General features: G+C 56.1%; 17 protein-coding genes and 1 tRNA gene. 6 read left to right on the forward strand and 12 right to left on the reverse strand.

All coding sequences use genetic code 11. The features are described 5' to 3' along the window. Positions 1-795: 795 nt before the first annotated feature. From AC5SSZ_RS11545 to AC5SSZ_RS11555, 3 genes are all read right to left on the reverse strand, one after another. Entirely contained in the window at positions 796-1,629 is an 834-nt protein-coding gene (locus tag AC5SSZ_RS11545) for a tellurite resistance TerB family protein (protein ID WP_495438250.1), read from the reverse strand. A 5-nt stretch (positions 1,630-1,634) separates the two neighbouring features. Beyond that, positions 1,635-2,108 (reverse strand): hypothetical protein, encoded by a 474-nt coding sequence (locus AC5SSZ_RS11550; RefSeq protein ID WP_495438251.1) that lies wholly within the window; start codon positions 2,106-2,108, stop codon positions 1,635-1,637. 168 nt (positions 2,109-2,276) lie between these two features. Further along, positions 2,277-2,882: a hypothetical protein gene (locus AC5SSZ_RS11555; RefSeq protein ID WP_495438252.1), complete on the reverse strand. Its 606-nt coding sequence runs from the start codon at positions 2,880-2,882 to the stop codon at positions 2,277-2,279. Between the two features lie 177 nt (positions 2,883-3,059). Between AC5SSZ_RS11555 and AC5SSZ_RS11560 the strand changes: the two genes are divergently transcribed. After that, positions 3,060-3,395: a helix-turn-helix domain-containing protein gene (locus tag AC5SSZ_RS11560; protein ID WP_495438253.1), complete on the forward strand. Its 336-nt coding sequence runs from the start codon at positions 3,060-3,062 to the stop codon at positions 3,393-3,395. Positions 3,396-3,531: 136 nt separating this feature from the next. Here AC5SSZ_RS11560 and AC5SSZ_RS11565 read toward each other — a convergent pair whose 3' ends face one another. From AC5SSZ_RS11565 to AC5SSZ_RS11585, 5 genes are all read right to left on the reverse strand, one after another. Beyond that, the gene (locus tag AC5SSZ_RS11565) at positions 3,532-3,750 is read right to left on the reverse strand and encodes a hypothetical protein (protein WP_495438254.1); all 219 of its coding nucleotides are present in this window, start codon (positions 3,748-3,750) and stop codon (positions 3,532-3,534) included. A gap of 216 nt (positions 3,751-3,966) precedes the next feature. Continuing rightward, positions 3,967-4,140, reverse strand: a complete 174-nt coding sequence (locus AC5SSZ_RS11570) for a hypothetical protein (RefSeq protein ID WP_495438255.1) — start codon at positions 4,138-4,140, stop codon at positions 3,967-3,969. Then, the gene (locus tag AC5SSZ_RS11575; RefSeq protein ID WP_495438256.1) at positions 4,137-5,426 is read right to left on the reverse strand and encodes a DUF6538 domain-containing protein; all 1,290 of its coding nucleotides are present in this window, start codon (positions 5,424-5,426) and stop codon (positions 4,137-4,139) included. Before AC5SSZ_RS11575 ends, AC5SSZ_RS11570 begins: the two co-directional genes overlap by 4 nt. A gap of 11 nt (positions 5,427-5,437) precedes the next feature. Continuing rightward, complete coding sequence (locus AC5SSZ_RS11580; protein ID WP_495438257.1) at positions 5,438-5,632, reverse strand: hypothetical protein; 195 nt, start codon at positions 5,630-5,632, stop codon at positions 5,438-5,440. Further along, positions 5,625-5,792 (reverse strand): hypothetical protein, encoded by a 168-nt coding sequence (locus AC5SSZ_RS11585; protein WP_495438258.1) that lies wholly within the window; start codon positions 5,790-5,792, stop codon positions 5,625-5,627. Before AC5SSZ_RS11585 ends, AC5SSZ_RS11580 begins: the two co-directional genes overlap by 8 nt. 239 nt (positions 5,793-6,031) lie before the next feature. Here AC5SSZ_RS11585 and AC5SSZ_RS11590 point away from each other — a divergent pair, with 239 nt between their 5' ends. Continuing rightward, complete coding sequence (locus AC5SSZ_RS11590; protein WP_495438259.1) at positions 6,032-6,727, forward strand: PAN/Apple domain-containing protein; 696 nt, start codon at positions 6,032-6,034, stop codon at positions 6,725-6,727. 80 nt (positions 6,728-6,807) lie between these two features. Further along, entirely contained in the window at positions 6,808-8,004 is a 1,197-nt protein-coding gene (locus tag AC5SSZ_RS11595; protein WP_495438260.1) for a PDDEXK-like family protein, read from the forward strand. Between the two features lie 762 nt (positions 8,005-8,766). On the opposite strand, the gene AC5SSZ_RS11600 is transcribed toward AC5SSZ_RS11595, so the two are convergent. Further along, positions 8,767-8,955, reverse strand: a complete 189-nt coding sequence (locus tag AC5SSZ_RS11600) for an HNH endonuclease (protein ID WP_495438261.1) — start codon at positions 8,953-8,955, stop codon at positions 8,767-8,769. Between the two features lie 146 nt (positions 8,956-9,101). Between AC5SSZ_RS11600 and AC5SSZ_RS11605 the strand changes: the two genes are divergently transcribed. From AC5SSZ_RS11605 to AC5SSZ_RS11615, 3 genes are read left to right on the forward strand one after another with little or no spacing between them, the layout of a single operon-like run. Further along, complete coding sequence (locus tag AC5SSZ_RS11605) at positions 9,102-9,830, forward strand: hypothetical protein (RefSeq protein ID WP_495438262.1); 729 nt, start codon at positions 9,102-9,104, stop codon at positions 9,828-9,830. 6 nt (positions 9,831-9,836) lie between these two features. Next, positions 9,837-10,616 carry a DUF5906 domain-containing protein gene (locus AC5SSZ_RS11610; RefSeq protein ID WP_495438341.1) on the forward strand — a complete coding sequence of 260 codons (780 nt, stop codon included), beginning with the start codon at positions 9,837-9,839 and terminating at the stop codon, positions 10,614-10,616. Beyond that, positions 10,613-10,987: an HNH endonuclease gene (locus AC5SSZ_RS11615; protein ID WP_495438263.1), complete on the forward strand. Its 375-nt coding sequence runs from the start codon at positions 10,613-10,615 to the stop codon at positions 10,985-10,987. Before AC5SSZ_RS11610 ends, AC5SSZ_RS11615 begins: the two co-directional genes overlap by 4 nt. Before the next feature lie 163 nt (positions 10,988-11,150). Here AC5SSZ_RS11615 and AC5SSZ_RS11620 read toward each other — a convergent pair. The 3 genes from AC5SSZ_RS11620 to AC5SSZ_RS11630 all read right to left on the reverse strand — a co-directional run bounded on the left by AC5SSZ_RS11620 (position 11,151) and on the right by AC5SSZ_RS11630 (position 14,203). Further along, positions 11,151-11,225 (reverse strand) — tRNA-Gln (locus AC5SSZ_RS11620). Positions 11,226-11,330: 105 nt separating this feature from the next. Beyond that, positions 11,331-12,335, reverse strand: coding sequence for an NADPH:quinone reductase (locus AC5SSZ_RS11625; RefSeq protein WP_495438264.1), 1,005 nt, complete (start codon positions 12,333-12,335; stop codon positions 11,331-11,333). Between the two features lie 200 nt (positions 12,336-12,535). After that, on the reverse strand, positions 12,536-14,203 hold the full coding sequence (locus AC5SSZ_RS11630) for a transcriptional regulator (protein WP_495438265.1): 1,668 nt from the start codon (positions 14,201-14,203) through the stop codon (positions 12,536-12,538). Positions 14,204-14,290: the final 87 nt, after the last annotated feature.

Raw genomic sequence — 14,290 nt, forward strand, 5'->3', positions numbered from 1 at the left:
TAAACGCGATGCGGTCGGATCAACGGGCAAGAGTGCTAGCCCATGACAGGGCCAGGGTCGGTTCGCAGCGCGCCAAACCGTTGCAACAGCGCGCCCCTGCTCGACACTCCCCAAAAAACCGGGACCGTAACCGTGGCGATTTGGGGCTTAACGGATGAGCCGAGTACTTAATCTGTCGGGAAAGGGCCGATGGCTGGGGTGGTAGGAAGCCTAGCCTTCCGAGTCTTTTCTTCCACTTAGCCGACCCGTCGCCGAACCTGGGGCGGTAACTGGGGCGAAACTCCTTTGCTTGGAAGTTCCAACAGTCTAACCTAACAGAGGTTTTGGGGAGAAAATTAGTGTCGAAAGATAGCAAGGAATTGGTTACAGCGTCTGGCGCGATCATTGGTGGTGGCGCAGCGGTAGCAGGAGTTTCCCAACTCGGAGTGGTTACCGGACTGGGTGCAACTGGCATAACGTCTGGCCTGGCCACCGTTGGGGCTGCTGTTGGCGGGGGGATGGCCGCTGGCTTGGCCCTAACCGCTGCCGCTCCCGTGCTCGGCGGTTTGTTGGCCTATACAGGATACCGCTATTTCACTGAAGAAGACGAGCCCGCTTCGGAGGAGTGAGCCTGGGGCTAGCCAGCCCTGTCTTCTCTAATTGCATTCAGCTTTTAAGGGATGCAGGAACGTGTGTTCCTCGTTCATGTCTAGCCTTCCCAACGTCTTTTTCGGCTTAGCCGACCCGTCGCCGAACTTGGGGCGGTTGCTGGGGCGGAACGCGGCTAACGACCCGCCCGGAGGCACTATATTGAGGTTAGGTTCGGTTCTTTATTCCTGGAAGCTTGGGCAGACTATGAAGTCCATCTAGCTTAGGTATTTGAAACCAAGGATCTTTTGGCAGAAACTCAGCTACATGCTGGATCATCAGTTCCTCTAGCTCATGGATCTGCCCATCAGCTTCGGCAATCTCTCGGAGCAATTGGATAATCTTTTCGCGAACCCTCTTATGATTGCAGTCTCGGCTCTCCAACGTGAACTTACGCAGTTCCTCTGTCAGATCGCGAAGAGACAACTCGTCAAGTTTTGCAGAGAATATCTGTAGGGCAACCTCAACGTATTCAGGGTTAAACCCCCAGCCCTCAACGAAATATGAGCGAATGACTTCCAGCTCTTCCTCGAGTGTCTTCCCGTCGGCTGCGGCGACTTTCAGAGCCAAGGGAGCAATTAAGTCAAGAAGTGAAGCAGCAAGCACATCAAGGGGGGTGTTGATGAACTTTGGTACGACTTCTACCCGCTCATCATCGAGCCCTTTCATCAGGCGCACGATCCCGTAGTAGGCTCCTCCAGACGCAAGACCTGCAGCGATCACCCAGCCGATAGGCGTAAAGGCGGTCGTGGTGGCGAAAAAACCTAGAAAGCCGCCGGAAGTAGTCGAAAAGAAAGCGGAAGCGATAGTGGCGGATTTGGCCACTTGTGCGCCGGTCATAGCCATCCCCGCCAAGTCCCAAAACTCGAATGCCTTGTTGCGCAGGGTTAGCGTCTGGAAGGCTTTCTCCCCGATCTCTAGCCGAGCTTTGAAACGGAACGGGTCAGAGACAACGACATCAACATGATTGAGCCGGTCGGCAAGTGCGCGGTCGTTTCCCATCCTCTTCATGCCTTTAGGACGCTGAATGGCTCAAGATATGACTTGATCCTGGCTTCCATCGCGGCTTCAAGAAAGTCGGTCTTGGCACCCAGAACGATCCCCAAGAGTAGCAAGATAGGAGAAACCAAGGGCCCGAGAACAAAGCCAATAATCGGGATACTGGAAATCAGGGTTCCGGCAATTGCACCAAACACTATGCCGAAGGTCGTGTTCGGGTAGCGCGAAATGACCGTGAAGACGACCTCAAGCACCTTCTGGCCGATTTTGATGACGGCATCGCCAACCTTGACCACCTTGGTTGCCAGTTGCAACAGGATTACCTTGGCATCTGCTGAAATATCCAGTGTCTCGATTTTCGCTTTAATATCATGGGATTTCAAGCCCAGCTGACCAAGCCATTGAATGCTTTCGCTGTTGGCATCCGGTATCTGAGTGAACATCTGTTCACCTGTATCGGGCGCTACGCCGGTAACTTTCATCTTTCTCTCCCAATGCCACTTGCAAATTCAATAGTGAAGCGAGGCAAATCCCTTTGCTCTGCGTAAGATTGAAGCCCCTATGTCGCCTTTTGCAACCCCCACCATCGGAAATTCTGATTACCCTGTAGGGATTGCATGTGGTTCATTTGGTTTTGTAATTGGCCTAGGTCAGTACTTCTCCCAGCGCTCACGGCCAAAGGCTCCGGGTGATCGCATCCGGCCAGTCGAGGGATCGTAGACGCATAACCGGGAGTTTCTGGACTTGCTGGACCGGCTTTCCTTCCAGCCCACGTCGACCACTACCTGCCCGTTCTTTTCCCAGCTTTCATAGGCTTTGGCAGGATTTAGTGTTCTCCCATTGTTGAACTCGCCATTGATCCACGAAGCGCACTGAGACCGTATGTGAGCGGTCAGATATGCTTGGACAGCCTTGGCCTGTTCCGCAGATTTCATCGTGTACCAGCCAGCGATGAAAACCGCGACCACGCCGAGAGCCGCCAACCAGTGCCAGGGTTTCGCCCTCGCCAGTATCTCTCTCTTTGCCGCGTTCGCCCCGGCCACCGCTTGCTGAGCTGCCGTGTTCGCCTTGCCCAGATCAAAGGTCTGAGGGATCCAGAAAAACAGCAATCCCGCTGCTCCGATCAGCAGTAGGGTGCCAGCAGACACGCCGACAGCTTCGACGAATGCGGTTACCGGCTGGAACACCGCGTACCAGAACCAAGCAACACATCCGGCCAGTCCAGCCCAAAATATGATCTTAAAAGTGCTTTGCATGAGCTTCCTCGTTCAATGATTTCTCGAGCCGAAAACCTGCCCAGTTTTTTGTCCTGTTGCGCCGCGTAGTTTTGAAGCGGGTGAAGACTCAACTCGGCTCTAGAAGACGATTAAGGCAACAAATATCGAAACTTGAGTTCATGGGAAAGGGTTTTGCCCGTCTCTATAATTCGAGTCATGAGTGAGCAGTTGAAACGAAACATCGGGAAGCGGGTAAAGTCCGAGAGACTTCAGAGGGGTCTCACTCAGGCTGAGCTAGCAGAAGCCATAGACAAAGCATTTGAGACGATTTCGAACATCGAAAGAGGAAAAACTGCCCCTAGTTTCTCAACGCTCTCAGATATTTCTGATGTACTCGGCATGCCCATGAGGGCCTTTTTCGAGTTCGAGGACGTTAATCTGCCGGAAGAACGGCAGGCACTGCTGCTCCAGCTGAGCACCCTGGTAGGTCAAATGGATGATGCCAAACTTAGTCAGTTCTTGAAGCTCGGGAGAGCGTTGAGCGATCCTTGAATGTTATCCTCTCAGTGGGCCGTCTGGCTGTCGGGGATCGGCTTATTCTGAAGGAGAAAGGCCCACCGCCATCCTGAGGACAGAGGTGAGCCAAGGTTTAGTTAGCAAGCAAAGGGCTTCAGTTTCCCTTCAGCTATCAGCTGTGCAGTCGACCGACGGTGTAGTGGCGACCATCGGCGGGGATGAACACCGTAGTCTCGGTTCGGTCGGCATGGTCGAGGTCATCCAGACTTACGCCTGAGTGGGTCTCGAACTCTTCGAACTGGTCAACTCCGTAGTGGGCAGGGTCCAGAAAGTAGGCCTGGCTACCGTCGACGGCGATGATTTCGAATGCGGCATCAAGTTGAGTGGTCATGAAATTTCCTCTCTTTGGCCCCCGTAGCGAAGGCAGACGGTGAAATCCAAGATCGGTACGGGCTCCTTGTTATTGTTATTGTTGATCCTCCGGGCGGGGAGGGCGGGTTACGTACCGTTATCGATATCAGTTTGCAAGGGTTATTTTAGCTAAACGCGAACTCCGAAAAAAAAGCAAAGTGGAAGCCCCGGCAAGCACGAAGCCAGCCGGGGTTGTTTATGGGACTTTCCGGGTCAGCACGTATTCCGCCAGCCAAGCCCAGTAGGCCGCAGCGTCGGCGAAGCCTTGAGACCGGGCTGCGACGTCCTCAGCCGCCCTACGAGAAAGGCCGCCATCGTATTCAGCGATAGCGGCCCTCTCCTCGAAGTCGTCAATGTCAGGTATCGTCATCCCGGCAGCCTCATCTGATCGACGATCGACCGCTTCTGCTCGTCACTTATGCCAGCGGCGTAGATCCCATAGGTCAGCCCGTTCTCAGACCGAGCCGACTGATGACCTACAAGGCTAGCCGTCCAGTGCTCAGGAACACCGGTGCGCTCGCACTGGGTCACGAACCACTTTCGGGTGGAGTGGAACACCAGTCCGGGACGCTCAAGACCCAGCCGCCGTCGAAGGGCCGCAAACCCCTTGGTGACATGGCCGACCGTCAGATCAGGAAACAGAAGCCCCGCTGACGGTAACTCTCGAAACACCTCGTCCAGGATAGGGTGAACAGGAACCAGCCGCTCCGCCGCATCGGTCTTCAGTAAGCGTAGTTCATTGGGGCGAACATGGACGAAACACCCGAGGTTGCCCTTGGCTACCAGATCTTCCCTCAACAGCCCGACCGCTTCCCCGGCCCGCATTCCTGATAACAGGCAGGTCAACAGCACCGGGTTTAACGGGTCCCGCGCCGCCAACAGCTGAGAGACTTCCTCATCGGTCGGAACGGCATAGGGGCGAGGACGGACCTTCTGATCGAACCTGACGGACCTGAAGGGGTTGGTCTCCAGTTGTCCCTCGTAGACGCACCAGTCGAGCCAGTGGTTCACTTGTGACCAGATCCGCTTCTGGGTTCGCACCGTGATCTTGACCGTCCCGCCCTCAGAGAACGCCAGCGCCCGGTCGAGGCTCAGCCCCTGTGTCTTCTCCGATCGTCCGATCAGCGGAGACAGCTTGGCGATGGCACCAAGGAACTCCCGCCCATCATCGCGGGTCAGACTGCAGACCGACCGGTCGCCGTATCGGCTAGCGAACAGTTCGACCGAGTAGCGCACCGACTTGAACCCACCGGGCCGAAGCTCCTTGCAGCGGGCGTGAAGGTAGGCTCTGCTCTGGTCTACGACTGAAACCTTGGTCGGGGTTACGACACGGTGGAACTCCGGCGCCTCGGTGACTCCTGAGTGCTCCAGAGTGGCCCGTAGGTGATCAAGAGCGGTCGTCGGGTTGTCGGCCCATCCAGGAGACCTCTGGCCGCCTGAGAGGGCTGTTTCTGCCCCTGAGCGAACCTCTGAAACCTGGGTCTCAAAGCGGGCGTTCAACTCAGCGGCCCGGACGCGGGCTACGGAAGTGTCACGGGTCTTCAACGATTGCTTCAGGACCGGCTGACCGAGAACCAGTGCAACGTCCTTGGGGTAGTGGCGTCTGAACAGCCAAGTATGGCCCTTCAGGTACGCATAACGTATCTGAGCAGACATGCGTCTCCTCCTTATTTCTTAGGTGTTTGGGGGTGGACCCGAAGGATCAGGTCAAACTCGGGTTCGCCGTACTCACCGGCCAGCGGTCCCGTCAGGCTGTAGCCGCCCACGCAGTCATCGAAGACGTAGTCGACCCGGAACAGATGCTCGGGCCAGTCCTCGTCAGCGCGGATGACCACGATGTCGTCGGGCTGCAGCTCAGTCATCGCTCCTGCTCCAGACATAGACGACCACGATCAGGGTCAGCGCCGCGACAGCAGGGTGAGAGCGGGAGGCGATCCAGAAGACCGTGGTCAGGACAGCCTTAGGGGGCGGGTTAGACAGAAAACCCCCGGCAGCATTGCCGAGGGTGCGAAGGTGTTTCATTGGTCAAGCTCCTGTGATTGCTTCTATTTTAGATGCATCAAAGGGCTCGGTTTTTGATTGGAGGTGGCGAACGGCTATAGTGAGGCGAAAAGCCTTGGCCTCCCAACATAATTTACTATTCTGGTGAGAAAATGTTGACGTTCCGGGGTGAAGTTCCACGCCCGTATATTTGGAGTATCCATTTGGCCTACGCGAAAAAGACATGCTGGAGGTGTGGCTGGACAGATATTCAGCCTAACATGATCCAGCGCACTCGGTATGTAGATGTTGCAAAAGGCCGCAACAGCGTCAGCGCTGCTACCATTGCCGGAGCAATGTTAGGCGACAAGACAAGTGGAAAGAAGGTTCGGAACACAATTTTCAATACCGGACAGCGGACCTACCAAAGGAAAGTAATGTCATGGTTCTGCCATGAGTGCGCAACCAAAGAGCCAAAGGTAGCTTCCGGCAGCGGTCTTAGCACCTTCAAGATCATCGGTATCGTTCTATTTATCATCCTCTTTTTCCCTACGCTCCGGGACTTCACTATCGGCTTTTTTTACGGTGTAACAGAAGAGTTCAGCACAGGCAGTATGCAAGGCTCATCTTCAGAGGAAACCTTCAAAACAACTCCAGAACTGCCTGAAAATGTAGCGGCCAAACAATCTGCAGGTGAGGTTTCTAGTGTGTCGCCGCCTTCGGGCGTATCAGGCGACCTGAGCTCTACCTCTGCAACTAGAATGGCTGCCCCCCTATACGATACTGACTTTTTCGGTGGGGATATCTTTCCTTATGGAATAAAGAATATGCTCCTAGAACAGTGCTTGGATTGGTGTCTGGAAAGCGCTGAGTGCAAAGGCATCAGCTTCGTACCAAGTAGGCAGGAGTGCTACCCGAAAAGAGAAATCACCACCGGTCGAGCCAGCCCCGGAGTGATTAGCTCACTGCGGTTTTAATGATTGTGAAGTCCGCTAGCGCTAGAAGAGGTACACCCATATCGTATCCAATTGACGTAACCGAGCTTTCGGACCTGGTCATGAAGTCAAACGACTTTGCTGATCTGAGTGAACAGCTAGACGTATACTGCCCGTTTGAGGCTCTCTCTGTGGCCAGATTGGAGATCCGGCATTCGAATTTTCTCGCCGATTTGATCGATCCTCGCCGACCCCATGGCTTTGAGGACACATGCACAAGAGCTTTTTTGGAAGCGCTTCTCGCTTCTGCAGATGAGTTGACCCTCTTGTTGAAATTACATCTTACCGATCTGGGTGAGATCGAAGTTTTACGTGAGTGGCGAAATATCGACCTATTGCTACGACTTCCGGGTAAGTCAGCTAGCGAAGACCTGGTCTTTGTTGTTGAGCTCAAGGTTGAAGCAAGCGAAAGCAAAGGGCAGCTAGAAAAATATGAGGGTTCTGTCCGCGAGGCTTGGCCAGAAGCGCAGCATTTTTTCTTCTTCCTGACTGCAAAGGAGGATGTCGCCAGCATGCCTAACTGGGTGAATGTTGAGTTCTCCTCGTTGGTACGAAATCTGGAAGCCGCCAATAACGGTCGCATAGGCGAGCAAAAGGCGCGCATGATGCTCGAATCCTACACACAGATGCTGCGGAGAAGATACTTGGAAGATCAGTCACTTGAAGATCTAGCTGAAAAAATTTGGGCCAAACATAAGAATGCACTCGAATTTTTAGCAGACCGGAGACCAAACCCAGCGCATGACCTAGCACGTCAAATGGCGGAGCCTGAAACTGTTCAGGTGCTCAACGATGCCCTTAAGGAGAACCTCGTAGGGTTAACCATGACTAGGGATTCTAAATCCGCCCGGTTCATTCGGCTTGCTGTCGTTCAATGGGATCAAATTCAGGGTATGCTCTCAGCAAACTCCTGGACGCCCTCGAACAGAGTCCTGCTATGTGAAGTCGAAGTTTCAGAGGCAAACGTTTCGGCAAGAATGGTCATCGGGCATGGGGACCAGGAACACAGGCAAAACATCTACGACGCACTCAAAACCGGCGCAGCACTACCTGAAAGGGCCCGCCCCCTTGCTCCAGAATTTAGCCGTGTTGTGTCTAAGTCTCTAAGAAGTCGGGCCCAGATGTCACGGCTTCTCGAAAAAGGTTATGATGAAGGGGATGTCAAAAAGCTCCGCGCTGAGATTTCAGAGTTCTATTGCGAACTATTGCCAAAGTTCAACAATGCTCTAAGATCCCTCCCTGCTGTAGAAAATACCTAGTATTTCCCGTCCCCAGCCCGGTTTCCGCCCCTGGCCTCACCAAACCGCCCCAAGTTCGGCGACGGGTCGGCTAAGCCGAAAAAGACGTTGGGAAGGCTAGACATGAACGAGGAACACACGTTCCTGCATCCCTTAAAAGCTGAATGCAATTAGAGAAGACAGGGCTGGCTAGCCCCAGGCTCACTCCTCCGAAGCGGGCTCGTCTTCTTCAGTGAAATAGCGGTATCCTGTATAGGCCAACAAACCGCCGAGCACGGGAGCGGCAGCGGTTAGGGCCAAGCCAGCGGCCATCCCCCCGCCAACAGCAGCCCCAACGGTGGCCAGGCCAGACGTTATGCCAGTTGCACCCAGTCCGGTAACCACTCCGAGTTGGGAAACTCCTGCTACCGCTGCGCCACCACCAATGATCGCGCCAGACGCTGTAACCAATTCCTTGCTATCTTTCGACACTAATTTTCTCCCTAAAACCTCTGTCTAGGTTAGACTGTTGGAACTTCCAAGCAAAGGAGTTTCGCCCCAGTTACCGCCCCAGGTTCGGCGACGGGTCGGCTAAGTGGAAGAAAAGACTCGGAAGGCTAGGCTTCCTACCACCCCAGCCAACTTCCTTTCACTGATCAAACCAAGGCACCCGAGGGACCCGTAAACCCCGAACTGCCCCCGTTTTCGGCCCCTGTGTTTCGGCGTGATGTTAGCGGCTTCAGAACGGGTGTTCAGGGTGGATCGGAAGGCCCCCAGTAGATCGCTGGAGGCCACCGCCACAGGTTAGAGCAGGTCGTAGTCCACACCGTTCGCCCAATGATCCCAGTCGTCGCGCTTGTTATCCGCCGCTGACCCCTCGATCAGATGCTCTGGCCGACAGCACAGTTCGTTGCCGCACCTATGCCGAACCATCGTCGTCGCCCCGATGACCGCCCCGTTGACGACACAGTAGACGAACCTCGCCGCCGCCACCTGCCGCCCTCGGAACCGTATTTTGGGCCGTCCCTGAGTGGCTTTTACCCAGCAATTTGCGCAGTAGCTCTCCAACCTCCGTTTCGACCATAAAAATAAGGGGTTTGGCGCACATTTTCGTTCCTATGTTCTTCCAGGGCACACTAATGGAGAGAACACACGAATATTTCGCCGATTTCATTGCCCTCAGCCAACCCAAGTTCGCTCTCTCCAAGGGCCATGAAGCATCAGTCGGCGGCATGATTGATTGGAGAATAATAATAATGACAATCAACAAGCGCACTGCCCCCACCACCGAAGACATCAAGCACGTTAAATTCCTAGCCGCAGCCTACGGTAGCCAGATCGTTCGCCGCGATAACAAGTTCTACGACATCGAGCATCTGGGCACACCGCTGTCTCGCGTGGACGTTGAGACGAAGATCCTGAACCTGATTGCGGAGGAGCATCCCGACATTTCTCCAAACAATGCGATCCTCAAGTCGCTGTTCAAGTTGCTCATCGACACACGGCACACTGACCGGGCGCGCAGCTTTCAGGTTTGGAGTGGCTCCACCATCTGCGAACCGGGCAATCCTAACCGCATCGTTATGAAGCGGGGAACGGTTTCCGCCAACACCTGGAGCGAACCAGAGTACCGGAGCCTCAAGGTGAACTCCGCTGACCTCGATGTCGTTGGCGAATTCTTTGATCAGTTCTTTCAGAAAGAGCAGGATCGCGAAGCATTCCTGAACTGGACGGCTTGGGGTCTGCAGAACGAAGGAGACAAGCCAGCGTGGGCGCCGTTCCTCTACTCACGTGGCAAGGGCACTGGCAAAAGCACGACCTCTCGCATCCTCACCGAGCTTTTCGGGGTCCGTAACTCGGTCACGTAGAACAACATCAGCAAGCTTACCCAGCAGTTCAACTCGACTGTTCTCACGAGCAAGCTGGTGATCTGCGAGGAAACTCAGATCAAACCAGGGTCAACTCAGGCGAACGCCATCAAGACCTTCATCACCGATCCGCACGTGCTTATCGAACGGAAAGGTCTCGAGGCTGAGCGGGCCAAGCAGTGCTGCTGTTTCCTGTTTACTTCGAATTACGCACCAACGTGGATGGAGGAAGGCGAACGGCGGTACTTGGTCATTGACGTAAACCACGATGGCCGGTCGGGTGGCCCTCGAGCCAATGAGTTCTCATCGCTTGTTGGTCGAGTGCATGAGTTCTTGGACGAACCGGCAAACGTGGCGAGGCTCTATAACGCGCTGATGCAGCGGGAGCTTCCTGAGAACTTCAATGCCAAGAGCCTGAACATCGCTGACCATCAGACGCCGATCATGAAGCGGCTTCAGCAAGCTAGCCGCCAGACCATCGTCGACCAGCTTGAGGAACTGCTCAACGACTCCGGCCTTGTTGTTCTGCCTGAAGCGGACGTGGTTGAGTTCGTTCGTAAGAATCTCAATGCAAACATGAACCAAACCAAGCATCTCATGGATGACCTCGAATGGGAGAAAACCAAGGTCAAATGGGGTGGCAAAGACTTTGCACGAGCGATCTGGGTCAAGCCTGGCTACTGGATCGAGCGTGGGAAGATCTATGGGCCTGACTTCGAGCCGGTGCGCGTCAGCGACTATCTCGACGGCAACGGTCCATTCGGAGAAGTGGAGATCATCGAATGAAGGATGTGTACTTCGAGCTTCAAGACGATAGCGAGCTTTGGCTGCTGGACGTCATCAACAATCACTACGAGGAGGCCCTTGCGAGGGCCAACTCCCTCCTAGCGCAGACGGTGGAGGATGAGAACGGGTGCTGGGTAAAAGCCACTCAGGGACGGCCCAAGATACGGTTCCGAGGGCGGCAGGTGGCGGCGGCGAGGTTCGTCTACTGTGTCGTCAACGGGGCGGTCATCGGGGCGACGACGATGGTTCGGCATAGGTGCGGCAACGAACTGTGCTGTCGGCCAGAGCATCTGATCGAGGGGTCAGCGGCGGATAACAAGCGCGACGACTGGGATCACTGGGCAAACGGTGTGGACTACGACCTGCTCTAACCTGTGGCGGTGGCCTCCAGCGATCGACTGGGGGCCTTCCGATCCACCCTGAACACCCGTTCTGAAGCCGCTAACATCACGCCGAAACACAGGGGCCGAAAACGGGGGCAGTTCGGGGGTTGCGGGTCCCTCGGGTGCCTTGGTTTGATCAGTGAAAGGAAGTTGGCTGGGGTGGTAGGATTCGAACCTACGATACACGGTACCAAAAACCGCTGCCTTACCACTTGGCTACACCCCATCGGTGAGGCGCTGTCTAAAGTTAGTTGCGGGGGGGTGCAAGAGGGTTTTTGAAAAAATCTGACATCCTTTTTCCAACACCGCAGACGCCCCCCCTTCTCGCCCCTTATTTCATTGTATTTTCAGAAGTTTGCAGCAAAATCACGCCTTTGCGATCACCACCCTCAACGGCTTCATGCGCTGCGGCGGCCTCGGCCAGAGGAAAGATTTTCGCCACGGGAACCGACAGGGCCCCAGCCTCCAGGGCGCGATTCAAACGGGCGATCGCCGCCTCGCGTTGGGTCGGCGTCAGCAGGTAGACCAGAGCCATCTCCAACGTGACCGCCTTGAACATCAGCGGATAGAAGGGCAAGGCGGGTTGCATCACCTTTGCCGAGCCATAGGCCGTGATCCGGCCGTTCGGGGCGATCACTGCCGCGTCCACTTCGGCGTTGGCGCCAAACTCCACCTCGACGATCAGATTGACGAGCTGGCCGTGATTTGCAGCGATGATCTGGTCGCTGAGGTCCGTAGCGCTGTAATCCAGCACCGCGTCGGCCCCGGCCGCCAGAACACGGTCTCGCGCAGCTGCGGAACAGGTCGCGATCACCCGCGCACCGCCCCATTTGGCCAATTGTACAGCCAGAAGACCTACGGTCCCTGCCCCGCCCTGCACCAGAACGGTTTTGCCGGAAACCTCGCCACCGGAGAACACGGTATGACAGGCGGTCAGCCCCGGAATGCCAAGCGCGGCACCGGTTTCAAAATCGACCGTGTCAGACATGGGCACCGCCTGCTCCTGCGGCAGGCAGATCTCGCTTGCGGCGGTGCCATAGGCGCGCTGCCACTGACCGTTCCAGATCCAGACCCGCTGCCCGACGCGCGCCGGATTCACGCCTTCGCCGACTTCGGTGATGACGCCCGCGCCATCGCTATGAGGAATGATTGCGGGAAAGGGCAGTTCGGTGACACCTGCCCGTGCTCCGGCCCGCGCTTTGACATCGGAAGGATTGACGCCGGAATAGGCCAGCGCGACGCGTACCTCGCCAGAGGCAAGTTCGGGTGCTGGCAGGGTTTCAAGGGACAGGACCTCTTGGGCAGGTCCGAAGGCGCGGTAAACGACGGCTTTCATGATGGGGCTCCATTTTCTGTGTCAGCCCGGAACGACGTCGGCCCGGACCTTTGACAGACAAGGAGCCTCAAGACGGCCACAGACACAAGGCGGTTCCCACAAAAGCGCCGCCCCGATGAACAGAGACCCACAGATTTGCCGGGTGGCAGGCAGCAAGCGCCTCCCCTCGCTTCAGCGTGGTGCTCTGGATCAGAGAGGTATCAGTCCGGGACACCCGCCATTTTCAGCGCATGCCCCCATTCCTCTCCGGCGGGTCCTGCCGCAAGCGGCGTGTAGTTGTGATACCGGCTCATATTGAACATTGGCGCGGCCTTCAGAAGATCCTGAACCGTATCGCGGGCTTCAGAGGTGCGCCCCGACATCTGCAAAGCAATGGCCTTGGTCCCCAGACTGGTCGGATAGGAGGCATTTGCCTCAAGCGACCGGTCCGCAAGCTCGATCGCACGCCCATAATTCCGTGCGGTCAGGTTCGCGACTGCGGATTCCGCGTCGAAATAATAGCGTTGCGGCCCCAGTGGGGACAGCCGTCGCGCGGCATCGGTCAGTTGCACCGCCTCGTCCGGGCGGTCCTGATAGGCCCGGGTGGTACCTTTGAGCAGCAGGGCCAAGGCTTCGTTTGGATTGTCCTTCAAAGCCAGATCATAGGAAGTCTGCGCCAGATCGAAATGGAACAGCAGATGGCTGGAAATCACGCCCTTCAGCGTATGCGCCAGCGAGAAAGACGAATCCGCGCTGAGCGCCGAGGTCGCAAGCTGTTCCGCAAGATGGATATCAAGTTGTCGATCGTTGGAAAAACCCTTCTGGATCCGCAGCACGTGCCAGAACCCCATCCATGTCAGAGCAAGCGGGTGCTGCGGGGCCCGGCTCAGCAGCACGTTCAAAATTTCACGTGCCTTTTCAAAGGAAGCGGGGTTCATGTCCTGCATCAGGGAAATCGCGCCCATTAACAGCGTGTGCCCCTCCAGCCCTGCCAGCGGCTTGAAGCCGATAAGGCGGATCGATTCGCCCACCACCGTTTGACCGATTTGGCGCGTGGCATCTCTCAGGGCCGCGCTTTGTCCCGCCATCAGGTCCGAGAACGGCCCCTGAAAGCTGCGCGACCAGATCACCTTTTCGCGCACCGCATCGTGCAACTCGATATCCGCATTCATCATCTGCCCGCGCACATGCACCACACCAGACACCAAATAGTTCACCCCAGCCACCTGCGAGACCTCGATCGGGCGGATCCGGTTCGGGTCGAATTGCCGCGAGGCCAGATAAGATGTCACGGTGAAAGCCTGACTGCGTGCAAGGCAGCGAGACAGTTCTTCGGACAGCAATGAGCCCAGGGGCGAGGTGTCCTCGCCCGGGGTGTGCTGCACGAAGGGCAAGACCGCGATCGGAGGCAGAAGATCATTATACTGCACCCGACCGGTTTGCCCGATTTGCCCAGCGCCGCCGGTGGGCTGCCCTGTCTGCTTTGCCTCGAAGTCCGCGCGCATCTGGGCCAGCCAGCTTTCGAACCGGGTCTCATGCGGCAGTTCGAAACCCTCCATGAACTCGGCCTGATCCTCGGGCTCAATGAACTCCACCCGTGACAGGTCCAGAGTAACGCGTTCCCGGTTAGCTGTGATCGCCTGGGCCGCTTCCGGTCCCAGATGGCGTTTTAGCGTCGATAATGCCGTCCTCAGGCTGGCCTTTGCTTGTTCAGGTTGAGCAAGGCTCCACAAAGTGTGTTCTAAAAATGCTCTTGTTCGGATACCCGATGCTGAGGTCGCCAAAAGGGCCATCAAGGCCTGATGCTTGGCCCCTAGGGGTACGCTGCTGCCATCCGACAGAAATACACCGAACGCGCCGAACTGATTCAACTTGATCAAATTACACATTAATCCACCTAATCGACCGTGATCGCAGGATCAAATTACAACAATGCGACGCAAAGATGTAGTGAAAAATCACCTTTTCAAATAAAT

The sequence above is a fragment of the Phaeobacter sp. CC-HEC084 genome, assembly GCF_059429255.1.